The 16,356-nt window shown below is 47.2% G+C and carries 15 protein-coding genes; 4 read left to right on the forward strand and 11 right to left on the reverse strand.

The window, feature by feature from the left end; genetic code table 11:
• Positions 1–3: 3 nt before the first annotated feature.
• Genes DF182_RS25900 through DF182_RS25915 form a run of 4 tightly spaced genes read right to left on the reverse strand, consistent with a single transcriptional unit; the run spans position 4 to position 2,885 of the window.
• Positions 4–1,143, reverse strand: a complete 1,140-nt coding sequence (locus DF182_RS25900) for an ABC transporter substrate-binding protein (protein ID WP_161964270.1) — start codon at positions 1,141–1,143, stop codon at positions 4–6.
• Positions 1,144–1,153: 10 nt separating this feature from the next.
• Positions 1,154–1,741, reverse strand: coding sequence for a phage tail protein (locus tag DF182_RS25905; protein ID WP_113618661.1), 588 nt, complete (start codon positions 1,739–1,741; stop codon positions 1,154–1,156).
• Positions 1,742–1,761: 20 nt separating this feature from the next.
• On the reverse strand, positions 1,762–2,313 hold the full coding sequence (locus tag DF182_RS25910) for a phage tail protein (protein ID WP_113618662.1): 552 nt from the start codon (positions 2,311–2,313) through the stop codon (positions 1,762–1,764).
• A gap of 11 nt (positions 2,314–2,324) precedes the next feature.
• Entirely contained in the window at positions 2,325–2,885 is a 561-nt protein-coding gene (locus DF182_RS25915; protein ID WP_113618663.1) for a phage tail protein, read from the reverse strand.
• 158 nt (positions 2,886–3,043) lie between these two features.
• On the opposite strand from DF182_RS25915, the gene DF182_RS25920 reads away from it, so the two are divergent.
• Positions 3,044–3,892, forward strand: coding sequence for a metallophosphoesterase (locus DF182_RS25920; protein WP_113618664.1), 849 nt, complete (start codon positions 3,044–3,046; stop codon positions 3,890–3,892).
• Positions 3,893–3,899: 7 nt separating this feature from the next.
• On the opposite strand, the gene DF182_RS25925 is transcribed toward DF182_RS25920, so the two are convergent.
• From DF182_RS25925 to DF182_RS25955, 7 genes are all read right to left on the reverse strand, one after another.
• Positions 3,900–4,655, reverse strand: a complete 756-nt coding sequence (locus tag DF182_RS25925) for a LytR/AlgR family response regulator transcription factor (RefSeq protein WP_113618665.1) — start codon at positions 4,653–4,655, stop codon at positions 3,900–3,902.
• Positions 4,649–5,713, reverse strand: coding sequence for a sensor histidine kinase (locus DF182_RS25930; protein WP_113618666.1), 1,065 nt, complete (start codon positions 5,711–5,713; stop codon positions 4,649–4,651). The genes DF182_RS25925 and DF182_RS25930 overlap by 7 nt, the downstream gene beginning before the upstream one ends.
• Positions 5,714–5,751: 38 nt before the next feature.
• The gene (locus DF182_RS25935; RefSeq protein WP_113618667.1) at positions 5,752–6,432 is read right to left on the reverse strand and encodes a hypothetical protein; all 681 of its coding nucleotides are present in this window, start codon (positions 6,430–6,432) and stop codon (positions 5,752–5,754) included.
• Positions 6,433–6,549: 117 nt separating this feature from the next.
• The gene (locus tag DF182_RS25940) at positions 6,550–7,548 is read right to left on the reverse strand and encodes a terpene synthase family protein (protein WP_147243550.1); all 999 of its coding nucleotides are present in this window, start codon (positions 7,546–7,548) and stop codon (positions 6,550–6,552) included.
• Positions 7,549–7,643: 95 nt separating this feature from the next.
• Entirely contained in the window at positions 7,644–8,741 is a 1,098-nt protein-coding gene (locus DF182_RS25945) for an alpha/beta hydrolase (protein WP_113618669.1), read from the reverse strand.
• The gene (locus DF182_RS25950) at positions 8,738–9,919 is read right to left on the reverse strand and encodes a PepSY-associated TM helix domain-containing protein (protein ID WP_113618670.1); all 1,182 of its coding nucleotides are present in this window, start codon (positions 9,917–9,919) and stop codon (positions 8,738–8,740) included. Before DF182_RS25950 ends, DF182_RS25945 begins: the two co-directional genes overlap by 4 nt.
• Positions 9,920–9,994: 75 nt before the next feature.
• Positions 9,995–12,358, reverse strand: coding sequence for a TonB-dependent receptor (locus DF182_RS25955; RefSeq protein ID WP_113619735.1), 2,364 nt, complete (start codon positions 12,356–12,358; stop codon positions 9,995–9,997).
• Positions 12,359–12,600: 242 nt separating this feature from the next.
• On the opposite strand from DF182_RS25955, the gene DF182_RS25960 reads away from it, so the two are divergent.
• The 3 genes from DF182_RS25960 to DF182_RS25970 all read left to right on the forward strand — a co-directional run bounded on the left by DF182_RS25960 (position 12,601) and on the right by DF182_RS25970 (position 16,343).
• Complete coding sequence (locus tag DF182_RS25960) at positions 12,601–13,587, forward strand: helix-turn-helix transcriptional regulator (RefSeq protein WP_113618671.1); 987 nt, start codon at positions 12,601–12,603, stop codon at positions 13,585–13,587.
• A 150-nt stretch (positions 13,588–13,737) separates the two neighbouring features.
• A complete protein-coding gene (locus DF182_RS25965) occupies positions 13,738–15,129 on the forward strand; it encodes a TolC family protein (protein WP_147243551.1) in 1,392 nt (463 codons plus the stop codon).
• Positions 15,130–15,152: 23 nt separating this feature from the next.
• The gene (locus tag DF182_RS25970; protein WP_113618673.1) at positions 15,153–16,343 is read left to right on the forward strand and encodes an efflux RND transporter periplasmic adaptor subunit; all 1,191 of its coding nucleotides are present in this window, start codon (positions 15,153–15,155) and stop codon (positions 16,341–16,343) included.
• Positions 16,344–16,356: the final 13 nt, after the last annotated feature.

The raw sequence follows: 16,356 nt of genomic DNA on the forward strand, positions 1-16,356 counted from the left end.
GTATCAGGCGCAGAGATAGGTGTTGATCCAGCCGGAAGATGCGCCCTGAAGTTTCGTATTCACTATTTCCTGCCAGGTATGCAGGGTATTATCAATGCTCCCTATAATCTGAGGTTCAAACTGTTCATTCATCTGTATCAGCCAGGATGGTCCTATCATGTGATGAGTAGCTGTGTCCATCTGTAACGAGCCCCGCGGACTGTCCAGTGTTACCTCTTTCATCATTTCCAGTATATTTCTGGCCTTGAAGTGATGGGTGTCTGCGGTGCGCAGGATATGTTCCAGGATGATACCGGTGTCCCAGCCGTGCAGGGCAGGGATGTTGGCTTCGCGGCCGGTATGCTGAAGGTATTGTGTTTTAAACAAGGTATTGGCTTCACTATCAATCACTGGTGTCCAGGGAACATAACCACAGAGCTGGAAAGGCAGCTGCAGCGGGCCATGTGTTAACGGGAGTGTTTCGTCCAGTAACATAGGGCTTCCGAAGATACGAAGGGGGCTGATGCCGGCGTGTTGCAACTGTTGCAGGAAACAATGTGCCAGATCGCCGTTGAATAATGCGAGCAACGTTTGTACGTCGGCGTTAGATCTCAGAAATTCCTGTAATGGTGCGCTGTTAAACTCGCTGACTTTATATTGGCTGATAAAATTGTAGGCTACGCTGCCTCCTTTGTCGGCATACGTTTGTGTCATAGCGTGACAGTGTGAGTATCCCCCATCATAAAACGAAGTGCAGACGGCAGCACTGGCAGCCTTTGTGGCAGCGTATTCGCCGGTAAGTCTGCAATGAACGGTATTGTTCAGGGTATGGGAAAGCACGGCGGGATGCGGTTCCCATTCGTGCATATACTTGGCACCGTTGTGTACCAGTATCACCAGTTTGTTGAGCGCTTTGGCCAGATCGGCAATTTGTTTCAACGAGTCCTGGTCTGCATATACCAGCAGTATATCTACCTGTTGTTCCAGCAACAGCCGTTCTGCTTCCAGCATCACCACATTCGCATCGGTACCATATTTAATCTGCCCGCTGACCAGCTCCGCGCCTGTTTGCCGGTATTGGAGGTAAGCTTCTGTGCCAGCCAGGAAATCGTGCTGTAACAACAAGTGAAAGGTTGATCTTGGTAATAGTGCTCCTATCTTCATGGCTGCAAAATCAGAATGGGTAAGGAAAGATGCCGTACAGCGAGATGATATAATTAACCGCGGTATAAGGCTGCATATTCTCTTTGGGCTGGCCACCACCACCATATTCTACCTGCATGAAGGTATTAGGTGTTGGAGCAGTATTGGCTACCCGCGGGCTGACCTTTAAGGGGGCCATATGGTTGGTGGGGTGCGGGTTGGTGCTGTATACCTGTTGCCCGCTGGTAATGGCGGTGTAGTTATTATCAGGAGACAACAGCTTACCTGGATTTTCACCCAGGGTAGGCATGTATACATTGCCTGCAATAGTATGTTTATGAGCAGGAAGCTGGTTGGTTGTAATCGTTACCTTTTCCAGTCCTCCGGAATCTCCGATGGTATAGGTTTCGTTGCCTAGTGTGCCCATGTGCAGGGGAACCCGGCCCCGCAGGTCTGGTAGTGCAAATGTTGAGATACCGTCACCACCATAAGTGTTACCAATTAGCCGAAACAGCGGATCATTATCCGAAATGTTGAGGAGTTGTCCCCAGCAGAACGCCCATCCTGCCGGCTCAAAGTTGCCGGCAAATATTCTTATTTCTCCTATAAAAGGCTGCATTGTCTGTATTTTATCAGTTATCAGGTGCGGGGAGGAAATACTCCTCGTAATGCGATCGCATAGTTGATGGTCATATACGGCTGCAGGTTATTGACCGGAGCCGTTGGCCCCGGGGCTGCATTCAGATTATGCTGCAGCTTTGCCGTTACGTTAGTCCCGGCTGTGGTACTATACAACTTGTCTGATGCAGCTGCACCATGATAGCTCCCTACCGGATTGTAGGTGTTAACAGCATCGCCGGCAGGCAATGATAGCGGAACCTCTTTGACAAGGTGCGTGTGCGGAGGAATTTCATTAGCCGTTAAAGTAACTTGTTCCACGCCTCCCGTTTCTCCCAGGTCCCGGTTCGTTATGCCTGGCCCCGCGCCGGCACCGATCGGTATTCTTCCCTGAAGGTTGGGCAATCCGAAATTGGTTAGCCCGTTGCCACCGTAGGTGGTTCCTAGCAGTGAAAAGAGGGCTGTATTCCCCGAAATCGGCATGATCTGGCCATCACACATGGCAAAACCTATAGGTGGGAAGTTAAATGGCACTATGATGATTTGTGCGACAAAGGAATCGTCTGCTGACATATAGGGATAAATTAAGTCTGTGAAGGGAAAACACCCTGAAGCGCGATAATAAAATTCAGGCAGAGGTATGGCATCCTGTTTTCAACGGGAAAGCCCTGTGTGACATTGTTTTCAGTCATGAAAGGGACCGAAGGGTCAACCTGCAGCTGATTAATAGGTATAGCCGACATTTTATCATCTGCCTGATTGCTGTACCGCGGGCTGCCATTGGCAGCAGGTGCGGCAAAGGCATTGGCAGGAGAAGGAGTGTCTGCAGTGGTGCCGGTTTGTATCTGCATATCGGCTGTTATGGCGTGTGAATGCGCCATAATCTGATTGGGCGTGAGCGTATTATAGGCACTGCCTGAGACTTCTCCCAGTGTATGGCCATTCCCCATATGCATGGCTATCCGGCCTTGCAGATTAGGTAAACCGAAAGTTGTTTGGCCATTACCACCATAAGTGGTGCCTAATAAAGAAAACAAAGCCTGATTCTGGTTAATGGGGAGTAGTTGTCCATTGCATAATGCATACCCTTTCGGGGCAAAATTAAATGCAACAATAGAAATCTCTGTTATAAAGGGAGTTGACATCTATTTATTAAAATCATTAGTGTATAAACGGGACAGTAGTAGGTAAACGCGCACATGGGATGAACTTGGGCAAAAGTATTATAATTTTATCAAGTCTTGTATTAAATTCATAAAAAAAATTATCTTTACCCCCGATACTCTTCACTCCCCTATAACTTATGAACAAAGATCGTCGCTCCTTTCTGCGCAATACTTCCCTGGCAACAGGCTTGTTGTTATTGCAAAACCCCTTCCGCTCTCTGGCCACTATCAACAGTAATGCCACCTGGCTTCCCGGTGATAACAGAGAAATTATGATATGGCATACCAATGACCTGCACGGACAAATAACAGACCTGCGCCCGGCAAACGCACAGGGCGTATTCCTGGATGCCGGCGACTTCCTGGATGATACTGCTAACGTGGATGCACATATGAAAATGATCGCCGCTATGAACAAAGCCGGCTATCATGCCGCTACCATCGGCAACAAGGAACTGGCCAACGGACAGGCTGCCCTGGCTGCACTGATACCCCATATGCAGTTTAATTTAGTCAACTGTAATTACCATTTTTCAGATAAGTCACTGGCCCGTCAGGTAGCTCCTTATAAAATCGTATATGCGGGATCGTTAAAAATCGGTATCACCGGCGTAGGCCATGCATTGCCTGCCAGCAGCGGTGTTACCTGCCTTCCTCCGGTACAGGCGGCCAACGAAATGGCCATACGCCTTAAAAAGGAACAAGGTTGCCAGATCGTCATCTGTCTCTCGCATCTGGGATACCGCCAGCCAGGTAATACCGCGGACAACCGCGATGTAGCCATGGAATCTACCCATATCGATTTTGTAATCGGCGGACATCAGCAGAAAATTATTTCAACTACTGAAGTGTTCCGTAATGTTAATAATCATGAAGTATACCTCAGCCAGGCTGGCTCCAATGGTGTCATGGTGGGCACTATGAAAATGAAGTTCAATGAAGACCGCAAGGGATGCGGTATTGAACCGGGTTGTGTGATGGCCTGATAAAATCCTATGTGTCCAGCCACTGGCGGAAATCACTGATCCGGGACTGGCTCACAAATATATCTTCATCTTTGCAATGTGTGAGCATAACATGCACACGGCTATTGGAAAGGATACGTATTTGTTGCAGCGCTTTAATATGGCAAAGATATTTTCTGTTGATCCTGAAAAACAGGCGGGCAGACAGACTTTGCGCCAGTTCATCCAGCGACTGGTCAGTGATATTCATTTCTCCGTTAAAAGTATAAACATACAAATGTTTGTCCTGGGCTTTGATATAAGCGATGTCACTGCATTCAATGCTTTTGATTCCGTTATGTGTGCGAAACAGCATACGCTCCCGGGTATTTACCGGGCTGGCTAAATGCTGCATCAGTTTTGTCAGCTGAGCATTCATGGATGGCATATGGTGCAGTGATTCATATTTGACCAGCGCCTGGGCCAGCTCTTCTTCTTCGATTGGTTTAAGCAGATAATCGATGCTGTTCACTTTAAAGGCCCTGATGGCATATTCATCGAAGGCCGTTGTGAAGATCACCGGTGTGTGTATTTCAATCTGTTCGAAGATGGCAAAGCACTCACCGTCGGAAAGCTGAATATCCATCAGGATGATATCCGGTAAAGGATTGTTAGTAAGCCATTGTACGGTTTCGGAGATACTTTCTGTCATGCCGGCAATCTGCCACCGGGGGCGCAGTTTGCTGAGCATGTTTCCCAATTGCCTGGCTGCGGCTGTTTCGTCTTCTACAATTAAAACTACCATGTGGTTGCTTTTTTATCAGGCAAAAGATCTGATGTATTACGTGTATTCATCACCGGTATACCTACCCGCCAGCTGGCTTCGTCCGAACTAATGAGCACCGGCAAATGGGTGAGTAACCGATAGCGGCCGGTAATGTTGCTAAGCCCGATACCATTGGACGGCGCCGCTGATTGCCGGGGCTGATAATTGTTCTCTACAAAAAGATAACCTTCTTTGTCATACATCAGAATGACCAATGGCCGCTGGCGGGAGATCTCATTGTGTTTAAGCGCATTTTCCAGCAGCATCAGTATACTGTGAGAGAGGATGTATTGTTGCATGACCATATCAGAAATCGTCACCTCAAAAACCAGCTTCTGCTTGAAGCGCTGCTGGCAGATTTTCATATATGCATCGGCTATCTTCAGTTCAGTTTGAACTAATACGGTGTCGTTTGTTTCCTGCGAGAGTGCATAACGTAGTATCCGGGAGAGCTGCCCAACAAAACTCACCGCCTGGTCTTCATCTTCCCGTATCAGGGACGTAAGCGTATTCAGCGCGTTGAATAAAAAATGAGGATTGACCTGATTTTTCAGAGACTCCAGCTGGCTTCTGGCCAGTAGTTGTTCCACGTTGGCAGCGGCTTCAATCCCCTGTTTCCAGTGATTGATAAATTTGCCAAATGTAGCGCCGAGCGTGAATAAAAGAAATAACAGGGCCGAATATATCATGTTTTTGATATACGCGTCGATAGAAGGCTGAGGGGTATGAAAAATAGCTACCTGCAGTTTCATAAAAATGAATACCAGCAGAGCACCAAAACATGCTGATACCAGGATGAATACCAGAAAACTTTTTTCAGTGCGGGTATTCCAGTTCAATACATGCTGTAGGAAAAAATGATTCAATCCCTTAAATCCGATGAAACCTATGCTGGTCATAATAAAAATCATGACGAGTTCTGTGATCCAATCAGTTCTGCCACTGCTGTAGTCCGGGAAATTATACACGATATTAATCATGGTAACGATCACCAATATGATTCCGTATGACCTGATATGCTGCATCACTTTTTTCATTGCCTGAATGCCTTATTTGATCGGATCCGTAAAAGTAACTATTTATTACGGATGTCCTGATTGTACTCCCGGATCACCGATTCAATGTTGTTAAAGCTGTAATCTCTGATGGTATTGATTTTATGGACCAGCTGGTCATCGTCTTTAAGATAAGCGGACAGTACCTTTTTGAACTGCTTCGGTTTTTTACCAACAAAACAATATCCACTCGTATCATTTGTTTTTTTAAGGAAGTAGTTCACATACTTCTGATTCAGAAACATGCCGGCACCCTGGGCGGCATCGCCGGAAGCAAACCGGCTGGCAAGGGAAACATAACGCATATATCCTACCTTGCCCGGTTTAAAATAAAGCCGGAACAACTGAATAGGGCCATCAGCCATCTGTTCGGCAAATACGCGGTTAAAGTGATAACTCCATAACCTGGTCCTGATGGTAATATCTGTAATCGTACAAAATACATGCTGCTCAAAGGAAAAGGACCGGCATTGCGATACACTAACCGGTTCTTTTTTCCCTCCGAGTTGTTTTTTGAAATTAAAGGATTCCAGACTTATTTCGTCCATGGCAATGAAGCCTTCTATCCTGCAGCCTGTGGTGTCAATGTAGTACCCTTGCAGATATTTGTCGGTATTACTGAATCTTTGCGCACTTGTACTGGTCGTAGCGAACAAACAGCCGGTCAATAATGCGAAGACTTTCTTACGGTTTCTTTTCATGGCAGGATGATTTTATCCCGACAAAGAACCGCAATCCAGTCCTGACAATATCCGCAAAGGCGATGAATACAAGAATAGGGGCGATGGAATAGCGGGTTCTCCGGATAACCCCGATTGTCAATATACTTTTGTCCTGTAACCGTAGTGATGTGGGTAGCGCGTTGTGTTTTCAGTACTCCATACTATGTTGCCCGCCATCAAACAACATAAAGCGTCAATATATTTCCTGATCATTTTATTGGTGTCGGTATCAAAGATCAACACTGATTTTGCGATCCTGACAAAATCCCGTACAACGGCGTTGTGTATCACGGCCGCTTCTTTGATCGCTTCATTCACCGTTAGCCCGCGTGTGTTTTCCAGAATCGATACAATATTAAAATCTGCATTAAACTCTTTTTCTTTTCCAAGGCTGAAAAGGTCGTTGGCTAAACAGATGGCATTGCGGCAGTGTATGGTCAACTGCTGTATGGGAGGGTACTTGTAAATGTTTGCCGGAACATAAACTCCTGCGCTGAAGGGCAATGAATCAGTGGCAAAGTTGGCGGCACCCAGAAACTGCCGGTTCTCCAGATATTCGGCCAGCTGGGGTTTACGGCCGTTGGCGATATGGTCATAAGCCCATATCCCTCCGGCAAACATGTCTCTGATGGATTGTATGAACATCTGCTGAAAGGCATAGGTAGTGCGTTTCCGCATTCTTCGCCATACATCGCTCAGAGCTCGGAAGATAGCACTGTCTTCTATGGAAGAGGAAGAGTTGTTCTCCAGCACTGTAATAAAATCAGTAATAAAGCTGATCACCTGTTGCCGCTTATCCAGGGTGTTTTTCTCTTCATCCAGGATATCATCTACAATAAAAAGCAGCGTGTTGAAATCACACCAGATCTTGAGATCTTCTACCCCACGATTGGGGTAACTGATAGCGATCATTCTTGCAAACTGTTGTGCTTCGTAGTGGTTCAGCTCTTCCGGGGTATTCACGAGACCACAGCGCAAAAGCCATGTGCTGGTGTGTTCCCGGATCTGATGTTCGGCAATGGTCATTTCGTCGGAGTACGTTTTGAGGTACTGCGTAAATGGACAGTAAAGACGAGGGATCGTATAAATCCGCATAGGGTTATGATTATAGGGTTATATATTCCTCAAGTTACTATAATCATGACCCTTTTTGCTGAAAAGGCATTAAAATTTAGATACCTGTGAAACGATTAGCCTCCCTTCCTTTTACTGATGGCCGCTGACAGACTTGAACGGGCATGGCCGCTTTGCGGATAATACCGGACCGCCATTTCAAAAATCGTGATAGCATTGTCAATTTTGCCGATGCGTATACAGTAGTTGCCCAGCCAGTTCAGGTAATGCTCAGCCGGTTTGCAGGGAAACCCCAGCCTGGCTGAGAGTGTATCATAGTGTCTGGTGATCAGGGAAGGATCTGCTGTAGCCTGTTTTACATGTACCTGATGACCGCTGTAGATAAATTTCAAACCATCAAACTCAGCAGGGAGAGGAACTGTGCCGTGATCATCTTCCGGATAATATCTGAACTTCCAGCGCAGTCCCGGAGGCTGAATTCGCTGTAACTGTTGCTCGAATGCACGAATGGCCGTAGGATGGTCGGTGGCAGTATCCTGTGACACTATTTCTTTATGGGCCATGGCCACATAAATGCTGGTGCCGGAGAAATTTTTCTTCGGCAAAATACTGTCGCCTTGCCGCAGCATCAGCTGCTCATCCCACCAGAGACTGGGATCAATAATGATATAAGCATTAAAAAGACGGGTGTGATGAAGTAATATATTCGCTGCTGTGAGTCCGCCAAAGGAATGGCCATTCAGGATGTTGTAGCCGGAAGTGCGGTATGCCGAATCGATGTAAGGACGCAGCTCCTGTTGCAGAAAAGCGATAAACTGGCTGTTGCCGCCACTTTGCTGGTAGAGCGTGCTTTTTTTATCATAGTAGGCTTTTCTCCCACTGGCAGTTGGAGTGAGGTCGCGGGTACGGTCGGTGTTCAGAATACCTACGATAATCATTTGCGGAATACTGGCATAAGGGCCTTTGCTCAGTATCTCCTGCAGGCCTGTGAAGGAATGGAAGTTGGCGTCACCATCCAACAGATATACCACCGGATAACGGGCCGGTGCAAAGTCAGGATGATTATAATCCGGCGGGAGATATACCCAAAACTCCCTTTTCTCCTGAAGGATGGAAGAGGACAGTGTATATTTTTTACCGATGGTGATAGGCTCCTGAGCAAGGCAGGAGAGGGCTGTACACAGGTACAGCATAAAGAAAAATATTTTTTTCATGATACACTTGCTGTATGAGTGATGAAAGAAGATGTAGCAGTACGTTGGTTCTTTTTACTTTTTTTTCTGCCCCACCATATCAGAAATCCGGTGATGGGCAAGGTTGCGCAGATAAGCCCCGCGATGGTAGTAATGATTTTTCCAACCCAGCCACCCCAGAAGCCTATATGAATATTCATGTTCATACCGTCTATACGCAGGCTGCGGTGGATGGTTTCGGGAAATGGTATTTCACGGCCGTCGTAGCGGTTGACCATCAGCATGCGGCCATCCATTGCTTTGAGGCCCAGTTCCCGCCCTGCCATGGCCAGTACAGCGGTGGCGCTGTCTTTAGGGATGGACAGACGTACCTGCCTGGTAGCAGGGTCTTTGAGCAAATCATCTACAATATTGACGAGCGGCACAAACTGTTTACTACTATCATAGGGAGGTGTTTTGCTGCGCATGGTTTTAAAGGCATCGGGCTTACTGCCCAGCAGCTGATGGGTAGCCGATTTTACGGTATCGTTGATAATAATCAGGCCGGTGATGGTTAGCATCAGGGCTGGTAGCAGGCTATAGAAGCCAGGCACATTATGCAGATCGTAATTGACTCTTTTGAAGCTGGCGTTCCATTTGATCCTGAAACTTTGTTTACGGGTGGCAGGTGTCCATCTGGAGGGCCACCACAATATCAGACCGGTGATCAGTTCTATCAGAAATATCCAGGTGGCTATCTGTACAATGAGGTTGCCCGTTTTGCCGAAAGGCATTTCTCCGCTGTGCACGTGAGCTACCACATAAAAAAAGTAATAGGCGCCACTGGTAGTGAGTGACTGGCCGCTGTAGGGGTCCATCCAGGTGAAACTGAAATGCCCTGCCTTGTCGGCAGCCCCGATGCGGGCTGACCGGGAAGGATCTTTATAGGTCTGGAAGCTGAAGGCTTTCAGCTGTGGATGTTCCCGGTTAAAAGCCGCGATCAGTTCTTCCGGAGATAGTTTTCGTTCATTCTTTACCGTTATATACCGTGCTTTGCCGGCCATTGCATCAATGATATCATCACAGTATACGAACAGTGTTCCTGTCAGGGCTACCACTATCACAACAATGCCTGAGGAGATGCCCAGCCATAGATGCAGCCAGCTGTTCAGCCTGGAGAGCCATGATTGCCGTTTTGTTTTGCCGGGATGTGTGTTCATACTATTTTAAAAAGATGGTTGCATTGGGAGGTTTGTTTACCACAACAAACCTCCCAATGCCGGATGAAGGAATAATCAGAACTTGAAAACTGCATTGGCCAGCAGATGTCTGGTAGGTTGCTGATTGGCCCAGAAGTCTGTAGTCCAGTATTTTTGATTGGTGATATTGTTGAGCTTTAGTCCCAGTCTGTATTTGGGCTGGTCGTAGTAGAGGGTGGCGTCCAGTTTGGTGAAACCATTGGCTGTAAAGGTATTGGTATCGTTGAGGAAACAGTCGCTTTGTGTGTTACCGCCGAAACCAGCACCCAATCCTTTCATCGGGCCGGAAGGAACGGTATAGCTGATCCAGAGATTGGCCACGCTGGCAGGTGTGGAGGCCGGGCGTTTGCCGTTGATGTTGGCGGTAGCATTGGTAAACCGGCTTTCATTGTAACCATATCCGAAAATGATATGTAGTCCTTTTAGGGGATTGGCAATCAGGTCTGCTTCAAACCCTTTGCTCTCCTGGGTTCCATCCTGTATGGAGTAAGTGGGATTGTTGGGGTCCTGCCGCAGTTTGTCTTTCACTTTGATGTTATAGTAACTGGCAGTACCGGATAATTTACCGTTAAGCAGTTCTACTTTGATACCACCTTCAAGCTGGTTGGCATGTTCCGGTTTGAAGCTGGTTTTTTCCTGTGGCTTTTCCGCAGTGGTTCCCGGAGGTACGTTACTGAAGCCATTCATATAGTTTCCGAACAGAGAGACTTTATCCTTTACGATCTGATAGATGAGGCCAAACTTAGGAGACACTGCTGTCTGCTGGTAGTCATCATATTCGCTTTCAAAGCGGTCTACCCGTACACTGGCCATCGCAATCAGGCGGGAGGTGATGTTGAGTACATCGGAAGCATATACGCTATAGGTTTTCTGATTTTTTTTGGCGACGGTGCTGGGTGCGGGCATGTTGGCAATACGCTGATGGTATTTTTCCATGTTGATGAAAGCGGGAGCCCTGTTGATTTTTACGGTATCGTAAAAGTTAATAAGCCATCTGTTGTCTGTGATGGTGAACTGCGAATAATCGAGTCCTACCAGCAGGCGGTTCCGCATATTACCGATGTGGAAGTCTCCGGTGAAGTTTTGTTGTACATGGTTTACACCGAAGATACTGGGTATATACATGAGCCTGCGCTGCATGGTGGAATCGGTATTGATGAGCAGGAACAGATAGTTGGTATTGTTGTCTGTATTGGCATAGGAAAAGAGGGTTTGTGATACCCACTGGTCCGACAGGCGATAGGTCGCTTTCGCAAATGCGTTGAAGGTTTTGGCTTCGCTCTGCAATTCGTTATTGGTATAGGAATAGTTGAAGTCGAAGTTAAGATCATCCAGGCTTTTGGCTTTCAGCGGGCCGGGGTTGCCGAGGCCGATATAGGTGGAGTTCCGTTTGGTACGGAAGTATTCGAAATCCACGTCCAGTGTCAGCCTGTCATTGATCTTGTAAGTGAAGGCGGGAGCTATCACCTGGGTGTTGTTACGGCCATAGTCCTGGAAGGTACGTTGTACATCTACTGCGGCATTCACTCTGAGCAACATGCCTTTCTCTGCATTGAGCGGAGTATTGATATCTATGGTGGCACGGCTCAGGCCCCAGCTGCCGGTGGTGTAGCTGATGTTGCCACCGAAGTAGTCGAATGGTTTTTTGGTCACTCTGTTGACAAGACCTCCATAGGTTACCAGCGTAGAGCCGAACAGTGTAGCAGAAGGGCCTTTGATGACTTCAATGCTTTCAAGGTTAACGGGATCGCTCATAGATACCCAGTTGGTGGACATGCCGTTGCGGATGGCGCCGGCGGCATTGGAACCGCTGAAACCACGCATACGCATACCCAGACCTACACCGCCGGAACCTACGCCCAGGGTGACGTTGCTGATACCGGGCGCTGTGGCCAGGGCACTCCTGAAATCAACAGCCATCTGTTCCTGCAGCAGTTCTTTGGGCACTACCGTATATACCTGCGGGTTCTCCAGGTTTTTCAGGGGCATACGGGCTACATCATCACTTTGTTTTTTGGCAAATTTCGCTACAGCACCTACCACCACTACTTCCTGAAGTTTTTTGGTGTTTTCCTCCAGAACAACAGGAGCCATTATAACGTCTTCGCCTGTACGCAGTGTCACCTGTACCTGTTGAGGCTTTAAGCCGGCAAAGGACACTTCCAGCATATAGTCGCCGGCAGCCAGGTTGTCGAAGGCATAATGCCCTTCCGGATCTGTTACGGTGCCGCGATGCGTGCCTTTGAGTATTACAATAATATTTTCAGCCGGTTTGTTGTCACTTGATTTCACTATCCCGGAGATACTGCCTTTGGGCCTGATCTGTCCATAGGCGTCGGAAAAGAGATGGGTCAGTAATAATAAGCAGCTACATAATAAAAGGTTCAATCTGATCTTCATCTTATAACAGTTAGTAGTCAATGGAAGCATAGGTGATAGCAGCACGGCAGGAAATATTCCTTTATTGAAAAGAAATTTTTCCTTTTTGAGCGTGCTGTATCTGCCACCCGCAATAAGTTTGGTAAAAATTGTATGATGGTCGGCAAAGTTACAATGACTGCAAACGGAGGTATAACGCCAGCCGGAGTATTTACTGCCGCCATACGGAGTTGACCGGACCATGACAAAAGGAAAACGAACAAATGAAGACAGTATTAAGAAGTAGTGAGTTCAGGGATTTAACATTCATCAGAGAGTTTCCTGATAACTTCGCTGCTGCCGGCGGATTGAGGGATACTATATATCAGACTAACCTGGAAGGCTATACGGGAGATACCCGGGAAATCCTGTTGAGCGGCGTTTGTATTGAGCATCGTAATATTCATCATGACAGGGCTTTAGCGCTGGAGGTATCTCATGATTTTCCTTTCTTCAAAATGCATTTTGAATTAAAAGGATTTTCTGACTATGCGAGTAAAAACAAAGGGAGCAGGGATGTGGCCATCTATGAAGGTTGTCATCAGCTGTTTTATTTCCCGGAAGTAAAAGGAAAACTGGCATATGAAGCCAGGCAGCGGTATACACTGGAAATCAAACTCACGCGGCCTTTCCTGGAGAAGATGATGGGGCCGGAACTGGGTCCCTTGGGCATATTCGCCAAAGGGCTGCAGGACAACCAGCCGGTATTAACAGGAGGCCGGAGCCTGCCGATTTTGCCAGCGATGCGCAGCGTTATTCATGAGATCCTGAACTGTCCTTATACAGCGATGTTGAGAAAGGTATACCTGGAAGCCAAAGTAACGGAACTGTTGCTGATGCAGCTGGTACAACTGGAAGCGTATAAAGAGGATGTGCCCGGGTCGGTGCTGAGAAAGGGAGATGCCGAACGTATCCTGTATGTAAAGGAACTGATTGAAGATAATATCCAGGAACCTTGTTCGCTGATAGAACTTGCTGGCAGAGCCGGTTTGAATGATTTTAAGCTGAAGAAGGGGTTTAAGGAGATGTTTGGGAATACCGTGTTCGGCTATATGAACCAGGTACGCATGGAGAAGGCTAAACTGCTGCTGCTGGAAGGAAAACACAGTATTGCGGATATCTCGTTTACAGTGGGCTATAAAAACCCGCAACACTTTACGGCTGCCTTCAAAAAACATTTTGGGTACCTGCCGAGTGAACTGAAAAGTTAATACTCACTTTATGTATATGAAATAAAACGAATAATCTTTATCTATTATTTGTTAAAGCGGTGATACAAACTTTATGATTGTAACCCCAAACACTATACGATTATTTCGTGTTATAGTTCATACATTTATTGAACTCAAAAGCGCAATACGGTGTTGCTTTATCGCCATATTTCAGGGGCTACGGTCAGATATAGCAGTAAGCTGGTACGTTCAGGTCCGTTGTTATGGATTATCTTCCTGACCAGCATATCTATAGGGGTTTCCGGGCAAACGGTGCAGGACAGCAGCAGCTATCTTACACTGGGCAATTGTATAGCATATGCCATGAAACACCAGCCGGTGTTACATCAGGCATATCTGAAAATGGATATTGCCAAAGCCTCCAATGCCATCAACGTAGCAGGCTGGTATCCGCAGGTAGCTGTTAGTGGTGGCATCACCCACTATCTGAAGCTGCCTACCAGTTTCGTTAACAATGCCTCTACCGGCAACGTTCCCGTGGCACAAACAACCGGCGTTATTAATTCCTCCGCTGAGGGCCTGGCAGTTACACAGGCCTTATTCAGCCCCACACTGCTGACAGCTGTGAAAAGCGCACCCCTCTTCACCCGGCAGGCAAGGCAGGTAACAGACAGTACCAAAATAGGACTGGTAGTAAACGTTACCAAAGCCTTCTACAACCTGCTGCTGACCCTGGAACAGATTGAAGTGCTCAAAGGAGATACCATCCGACTCGGACAAAGTACCCGGGATGCTTATCACCAGTACATCGGAGGCATCGTAGATGAAACGGATTACAAACAGGCCTTCATCTCCCTGAATAATTCCACTGCACAACTACGGCTGGCCGTAGAGAATGTACGGCCACAATATGCTACCCTGAAACAACTGATGGGATACCCGCCCCGCGAAAATTTTCATATCGTTTTTGATACTACAGAGCTGATGCAGAACATCAACATCGATACCACAGCACAGCTACAGTTCGAAAAACGGATCGAGTACCAGCTGCTATCCACTTCCATGGATTTACAACGCCAGGTAACCCGGTCTTATCAACTCGAAGCCCTGCCGGTCGTTTCAGCATTCTACAATTACAACGCAGATTTTTACAACAAGTCATTTTCCAAGCTTTATAATACGGCTTACACCAATTCCTTTCTGGGTGTGTCGTTGACCATCCCGGTGTTTACCGGGTTTGCGCGGTTACAGAACATAAAAAAATCAAGGCTGATGGAACAGGTGCTGGAAAGCCAGACAACAGACCTGAAGTCGCAGATCTATACGGAATATACCACTGCACTGGCAGGCTACAAAGGTTACCGGTATAGTCTGCAACTCATGCAGGACAATCTCCAGATGGCCCAAAGGGTATATTTCGTTGTAAACCTGCAGTACAAACAAGGCATCGTTCCTTATCTGAATGTGATTACTGCGGAATCCAATTTAATAACAGCTGAAACAGGTTATCTGAATGCCCTGCTGCAGTTACTGTCCAGCAAGGTAGACCTGCAGAAGGCCATGGGTAATATCTCTTACTGATCAATTATGAAAATTCAATACTTATGATGAGGGTATTGTTGAGTACCGGTCTGATAGGCATTATTTTTCTGTTTTCCTGCACTCCCAGGAAAACGCCGCCCAATCCCCCTATGCCGGTGAATGTATTTACCGTGACAGGTCAGAAGGTATGGTATTATGATAAATATCCTGCTACCACACAGGCCCTGAGCCAGGTAGACATGCGGCCGCAGGTGCAGGGCTATATCACCGGTATCTTTTTTAAGGAAGGCGCTGTGGTAAAAAAAGGGCAGAAGCTGTATGAGATCGATCAGCGGCTGTATCAGCAGTCGCTTAAAACTGCACAGGCCAACCTGTTGGTTGCACAAGGCAACCTGAAGCAGGCACAACAGGATGCTGACCGTTACGTATATCTCAACAAATACAATGCGGTAGCCAAACAGCTCTATGATCACGCACTCATCACCCTCGAAAACGCCCAGGGCTCGGTGAAGGCTTCTGAGCAAGCTGTGAAAACAGCAGGCACCAATCTCACCTACGCCACTATCCTGGCTCCATTCGATGGCACCGTCGGCTTCAGCCTGGTGAAAATCGGTGATATGGTCAGCGTTGGCTCTACCATCCTCAATACTATCTCTACCAACAATCCCATGGCAGTAGATTTTGTGGTCAATGAAAAACAATTGCAGCATTATGAAGATCTGCTCAAAGGCAGGCTGCCGGAGCCCGATTCCCTGTTCACCATACTACTGCCTAATGGAACATTGTATTCACGCTTAGGGAAGATATATACCATCGACCGGGCAGTAGACCAGCAGACGGGCGCTATCCGGGTACGACTGGTGTTTCCCAACCCCGTCAATGATCTGAAGGTAGGAATGAGTTGTGTGGTGAGAGTACATAACCAGGATGAGGGCCTGCAGCTGGTCATCCCCAACAAAGCCATTGTAGAACAGATGGGGGAATATTTTGTATACGTGGTAAAGGATACGGTGATGGCTCCCAAGGGAAAGACCACAGCAACCAGCCATGATAAAGGCCCGCAGCTGAGGGCTTTCCAGAAGAAGGTAAAACTGGGACAGACAGTACTCGATAAAGTGATTATCAAAGAAGGCATCGCGGAGGGAGACCGGATAGTAATAGACGGCGTACAGTCGCTGCATGACGGAGCCCGCGTCACGCTGGGCAATGGCATCCCTCAGGAAAACAACAACAATAACGGCAAAAAAAAGTGAACGTCCTTTTGTA

The sequence above is a fragment of the Chitinophaga flava genome, from assembly GCF_003308995.1.
GTDB lineage: Bacteria > Bacteroidota > Bacteroidia > Chitinophagales > Chitinophagaceae > Chitinophaga > Chitinophaga flava.